This is a genomic window from bacterium (genome assembly GCA_024224155.1).
Taxonomy (GTDB): Bacteria; Acidobacteriota; Thermoanaerobaculia; order Multivoradales; family JAHEKO01; genus CALZIK01.
In genome coordinates, this window is sequence record JAAENP010000065.1 from 1 (window position 1) to 4,749 (window position 4,749).

The window sequence follows — 4,749 nt, forward strand, 5'->3', positions numbered from 1 at the left end:
ATGCCTGCGCTTTTCGAGCCCTGCCTGGCGTTTGTCGGCGCGAGATCAGTGGATTGGCTGGAGCGAGACGGCCCGTTGTAGCAATCTCCAGCGGGTGGTCTTTAGCGCTCTCGAAGAATGACCCTAATGTGCTCGGCAGAAATGGCCCCCTCCTCTGCTCGCCAGATTTGACCCTATTCTGATCGCGTCGAGATCCGTTTCGGTCTGGCTCAAGTCGTTGCCTGGCGGCGACAAGAAGTTCGCCGGGCAGATGGGCTGAGGGCTACTAGCCCTCCCGAATGAAATCGGATAAGAGAGATCTCTCCGGCAAGAAAACCGAAGGCCCAGGATACAAGACTGTCGATCTCCCTGGGCCTTCCTGCCTGCGGCATGGAGCCGCAGGTCGAAGTGTCGCCGGAAAGGGGGATGCTTGTCCAGTGTTCAAGAGCCCGAGGAGACGATTCGAGAGAATTACCGGCAGTTCGTTTGCCAGCTATGTGAGGAGGAAGTCGTGATCTGCTCGCACTGCGATCGAGGGCAGTGCTACTGCGGCAAGGAGTGTTCGATGCAGGCTCGGCGCGAATCCATGCGCGCATCGGGACGTCGCTATCAGCAGACACCAGATGGGCGCCGAAAGCACGCCGCCCGTCAGGCGCTCTACCTGATACTTCAATCGATTCTGGGTCGTCTTTCGGAGAAAGATGACGCATCAGGGTTCCCGACCGCTGAACGCCCTGTGCAAACTGTGGGCGAAGACGCCGAAGACGACCTCGGCGATGCCCAGAGCCGTTTCGAGCCGGCGTATGACGCGCGCACCGCCATGTACTGCTGCGTTTGCGGGGCTCGATGTGCGACCAGGCGCGGTGTGAGAGCGCTGCGCCAGCGCCGATAAGGGGCTCTTGAGGCGGTTTCAGGCTGGGGCCTTGCCCCAGAAGGAAGAAGTGCGCCTTGAGGAGAAGCCGGTCATGGATTTGGAATGGCACCAGCTGGAGACACCCTACGCCTCGCTACGCGCTCACCATCGCAAACAGCAAGGTCAGTTGCGCCTGTCCATAGAAGAGCACGGTCAGCGACAACCGATCGTGGTGGTGCCCTATCGCGAGGCGCCGAGCCGCTACGTCGTGATCGATGGCCATCAGCGCATCGCAGCTCTACGCCGCCTGGGCCACGACACGGCTGAGGCTCTGGTGTGGGAGATGGAGGCGAGTGCGGCGCTGGTGCTGCATTGGCAGATGGCCAACGGCCGACGCTGCTCGGCGCTGGAGCAAGGATGGTTGCTGGCCGAGCTACAGCACAGCTTTGGCTGGAGCCAGCAAGAGCTGGCGCAGCGGTTTGGCCGCGGCATCAGCTGGGTATGCCGTGCTCTGGGCCTGGTCCGCGAGCTCCCTCTCTCGATCCAGGAATCGATCCGCAACGGCGAAATCCCCGCCCATGCGGCGATGAGAGCCCTGGTGCCATTGGCCCGCCAGGACCATCAAGCCTGCAAACGGCTGGCCGAGCAGATCGTGCGGCACAAGCTCACCAGCCCCGAGATCCAGCTGCTCTACAACGGTTGGCTATCAGCGGACCGAGAAGGGCGCGAGCGTCTTCTCGACGATCCCCGAGCCTTCCTGCTTGTGCAGCAGAGGCTTCAGGAGCCGAAGAAGGGCCTTGATGAGCCCCAGCGCCTGCTCGGTCGTGCCGAACGGCTGGCACGCCAGGCGCGAGATCTCAGCCGTCAGATTTTTCGACATCGGTCGGAGTTTTCTAGCCAGCAGCTGGCCGAGCTGCACCAGACACTCGAGGGGGTCCGCAGCCAGTGGGATGTCCTGCTCGACGGCTTGAAGCCGGCGGCCCGTTCGAGGACCCCTACAACGACTCAGGAGACGATTCATGCTGAGCCAGAAAAAGAGGACAGCGATCCTGGAGCTTCACAAGCAGGGGCTCGGGACGCGGGCGATCAAGAAATCGCTGAAGATCTCACGCGGTGCGATCAAGAAGGTGATCGCCTCACAAAGCGACGAGCCACCGCCGATCGTGCGAGCGATGAAGGCCGAGCCCCATCGCGACGAGATCCTCGAGCTACACAAGACCTGCAAGGGCAATCTGACACGGGTTCACGAGGAGCTTCAGGCCCAGGGAGCGAAGCTGTCTTACCCCGCCCTGACGGCCTTCTGTCGCCGGCAGGGCATCGGTGTGAAGCAGATCCTCCCAGCCGGGAGCTACCACTTCGATCCGGGCCAGGAGATGCAGCACGACACCTCCCCGCATCGGGTGAGGATCGGCGGCAAAGAGAGGAAGGTCCAGACCGCGTCGGTGGTTCTGTGTTTTTCCAGGATGGTCTTCATCCAGTTCTACCCGAGGTTTCGCCGATTCGAGTGCAAGAGCTTCCTGACCGAGGCCCTGAGGTACTTCGGCGGCGCGCCCGAGGTGGTGATGATCGACAATACCCACGTGGTGGTGCTGCGGGGGAGCGGCAAGACGATGATCCCGGTGCCGGAGATGGAGGCATTCAGCCACCGCTTCGGCTTCCTCTTCCGGGCTCACGCGATCGGCAACGCCAACCGCTCGGCCCACGTGGAGAGGAGCTTCTGGCACGTGGAGAGGAACTTCCTGGTGGGCAGGACCTTCTTAGACTTCCGCGATCTGAACCGGCAGGCCCGGGAGTGGTGCCAGAAGAAGAACGCGAGCTACAAACGCCACCTCAAGGCCAAGCCGATCGAGCTGTTTGCCCTGGAGAGAACACGGCTCAGACCTCTGCCGGCCCACATTCCCCAGCCCTACCGGATTCACCACCGAACCGTCAGCGTCGAGGGCTACGTCTCGATCGACACTCACAAGTATTCGGTGCCGCCGAATTGGATCGGCCATCAGGTCCAGGCTTGCGAGACGCAAGAGACGATCGAGATCAAGATCAAGACCAGCCCATCGAAACCGACGGTGACTCATGAGCGGGTGATCGATCCTCATGACGGCAAGACAACCCTACCTGAGCATCGGATCCGTCGCGGCCAGGGCCGCAAGAGCAAGCAAGGCGCTCGCGAGGAGAAACGTTTGCTCGATCTCGCCCCTGATCTGGGGCCTTACGTCAAGGATCTCAAACGCAAAGCGAAGAAGCAGACCACGCTTGCCCTGAGGCAATTGCTACGGATGGTCCACGAGTATCCCACACAGCCTCTGCACGCCGCCGTGCAGCGGGCGCACCAGTACGGACTCTATGACCTGGACCGGGTCGAGAGCCTGCTGTTGCGCCTCATCCATGAGGAATATTTTCGACTCGACCGACACGGAGATGATGATGAATGACGACCTCGATCAATTGCTCAAGAGCCTCCATCTGAAGAAGATCCACGAGATCGTCGAGGAGGAGATTCAACGCGCCGAGCAGCAGCAGATCACCTACCAAGAATTTCTCCTGCGCCTGATGCGGCCCCAGTGGCATGCCAGGCAGGAGCAGGCCCTGGCCTGGCGCATCAAGCGCGCCTGCCTACCCGAGCTGTGGACTCTGGAGAGCTTTCCGTACAAGAAACAGCCCGGCGTCGACCGTCGCCGGATCAACACACTTGCCGAGTTGGATTTCATTGCCAAGGCCGAGAACATCGTCTTCATCGGCCCCACCGGCGTCGGCAAGACCGGCCTCGCTTCGGGCCTGCTCCTGAAGGCTCTGCAGAACGGCTACCGCGGGCAATTCGTCCGTGCCCAGGATCTGTTCGACGACATGTACGCGTCCCTGGCCGACCATTCTTCACGAAAGCTCATCAACCGCCTCGCACGGCTCGATCTGCTTGTGATCGACGAGATGGGATACCTCAACCTCAAGCCCGAACAGACCAATATCTTCTTCAAACTCATGGAGGAGCGATACCACAGGCGAGCTACCCTCATCACCACCAACCTCGACTACGACGAGTGGCACCACTTCCTCGGGCGAAAGCCGATGGTCGAGGCGCTGCTGTCGAGACTGCGTCATCACTGCCACACCATGAAGATGGACGGCCCATCGCTACGGGAGCCGCAAGGATGAGACTGCCCCAGGATGCAAACGAATGGTGGGTCTTCGACCCCGCCATGGATCGTGAGCAGTACGTACGCCAGACCCTCGAGGAATACCGAACCACACTCAATGTATGTGGCAGAGTACGCCGTACCGATCACGATCTTGCGGTAAACCTCTACCAGAAGGCGGTTCCGTTGACCGCCATCGAGGGTGCCTTTATCCTCGCCACAGCGCGACGGACCTCGCGCCACCCCACACGTGCGCCCCTTGCGCCCATCGGTTCCCTGCGCTACTTCCTACCCATCATCCGTGAGATCCTCGATACGCCAGTCGATCCCGGCGACATCAGTTATCTCTGGTGGAAGATGCAAGGCCGCCTTTGAACCGGCCTCCATCCGGCGGCGCCTGTGGCACAGGTGCCATCCCGCCGCCGAACTGAGCAACGATACGGTCACTTCGCCGCCGCCGGCCATCACGGCCGGCGGCGGCCTCATTTATGCACATCATCGGCCGTTGCCGTAGCCGGCCGATGATTACGCGCGTCCATCGCCAGATGGCTTTCTGGCCAGCGTCATTCTCACTCTGAAAACCCGATCCGGGTGGGGGTCGATCTTGCTGAGCGCAACCGGATCATTTCTGCCTAGCGTTAAAGCGCCGTGCCGCGCCAACAGGCTCTTGCGCGTCGCGTCGTAGGCGTGCTCGCATACCGCGCGCCGTGACGAGAAGCTGAAAATATTGGAGAAGAAGTCCTCGTAGTCCTCCCGCGGCGGCTCGATCAACACGACGTCGGCGTC

General features: G+C 61.5%; 7 protein-coding genes and 1 pseudogene. 6 read left to right on the top strand and 2 right to left on the bottom strand.

What is annotated here, in order from left to right; genetic code table 11:
• The 3 genes and pseudogenes from GY769_04070 to GY769_04080 form a co-directional block, all read left to right on the top strand.
• The coding region (locus GY769_04070; GenBank protein MCP4201091.1) for a DUF4338 domain-containing protein at positions 1-121 on the top strand (121 nt) is incomplete at its 5' end.
• A 288-nt stretch (positions 122-409) separates the two neighbouring features.
• A complete protein-coding gene (locus GY769_04075; GenBank protein ID MCP4201092.1) occupies positions 410-871 on the top strand; it encodes a hypothetical protein in 462 nt (153 codons plus the stop codon).
• A 73-nt stretch (positions 872-944) separates the two neighbouring features.
• Positions 945-1,463, top strand: a pseudogene (locus GY769_04080) (ParB/RepB/Spo0J family partition protein).
• A 75-nt stretch (positions 1,464-1,538) separates the two neighbouring features.
• Here GY769_04080 and GY769_04085 read toward each other — a convergent pair.
• A complete protein-coding gene (locus GY769_04085) occupies positions 1,539-1,712 on the bottom strand; it encodes a hypothetical protein (protein ID MCP4201093.1) in 174 nt (57 codons plus the stop codon).
• Between the two features lie 394 nt (positions 1,713-2,106).
• Here GY769_04085 and GY769_04090 point away from each other — a divergent pair, with 394 nt between their 5' ends.
• Genes GY769_04090 through GY769_04100 form a run of 3 tightly spaced genes read left to right on the top strand, consistent with a single transcriptional unit; the run spans position 2,107 to position 4,338 of the window.
• Positions 2,107-3,264: a transposase family protein gene (locus GY769_04090; protein ID MCP4201094.1), complete on the top strand. Its 1,158-nt coding sequence runs from the start codon at positions 2,107-2,109 to the stop codon at positions 3,262-3,264.
• The gene (locus GY769_04095) at positions 3,257-3,982 is read left to right on the top strand and encodes an ATP-binding protein (protein ID MCP4201095.1); all 726 of its coding nucleotides are present in this window, start codon (positions 3,257-3,259) and stop codon (positions 3,980-3,982) included. The genes GY769_04090 and GY769_04095 overlap by 8 nt, the downstream gene beginning before the upstream one ends.
• Entirely contained in the window at positions 3,979-4,338 is a 360-nt protein-coding gene (locus GY769_04100; protein ID MCP4201096.1) for a hypothetical protein, read from the top strand. The genes GY769_04095 and GY769_04100 overlap by 4 nt, the downstream gene beginning before the upstream one ends.
• A gap of 150 nt (positions 4,339-4,488) precedes the next feature.
• Here GY769_04100 and GY769_04105 read toward each other — a convergent pair.
• Positions 4,489-4,749, bottom strand: a 261-nt coding sequence (locus GY769_04105; protein MCP4201097.1) for a hypothetical protein, incomplete at its 5' end; no start/stop codon positions are given.

Bases quoted from the DNA above. Each gene is read 5' to 3' on its own strand.
- GY769_04085 (MCP4201093.1), bottom strand. From the start codon at position 1,712: ATGTCGAAAAATCTGACGGCTGAGATCTCGCGCCTGGCGTGCCAGCCG.
- GY769_04095 (MCP4201095.1), top strand. From the start codon at position 3,257: ATGAATGACGACCTCGATCAATTGCTCAAGAGCCTCCATCTGAAGAAG.
- GY769_04100 (MCP4201096.1), top strand. From the start codon at position 3,979: ATGAGACTGCCCCAGGATGCAAACGAATGGTGGGTCTTCGACCCCGCC.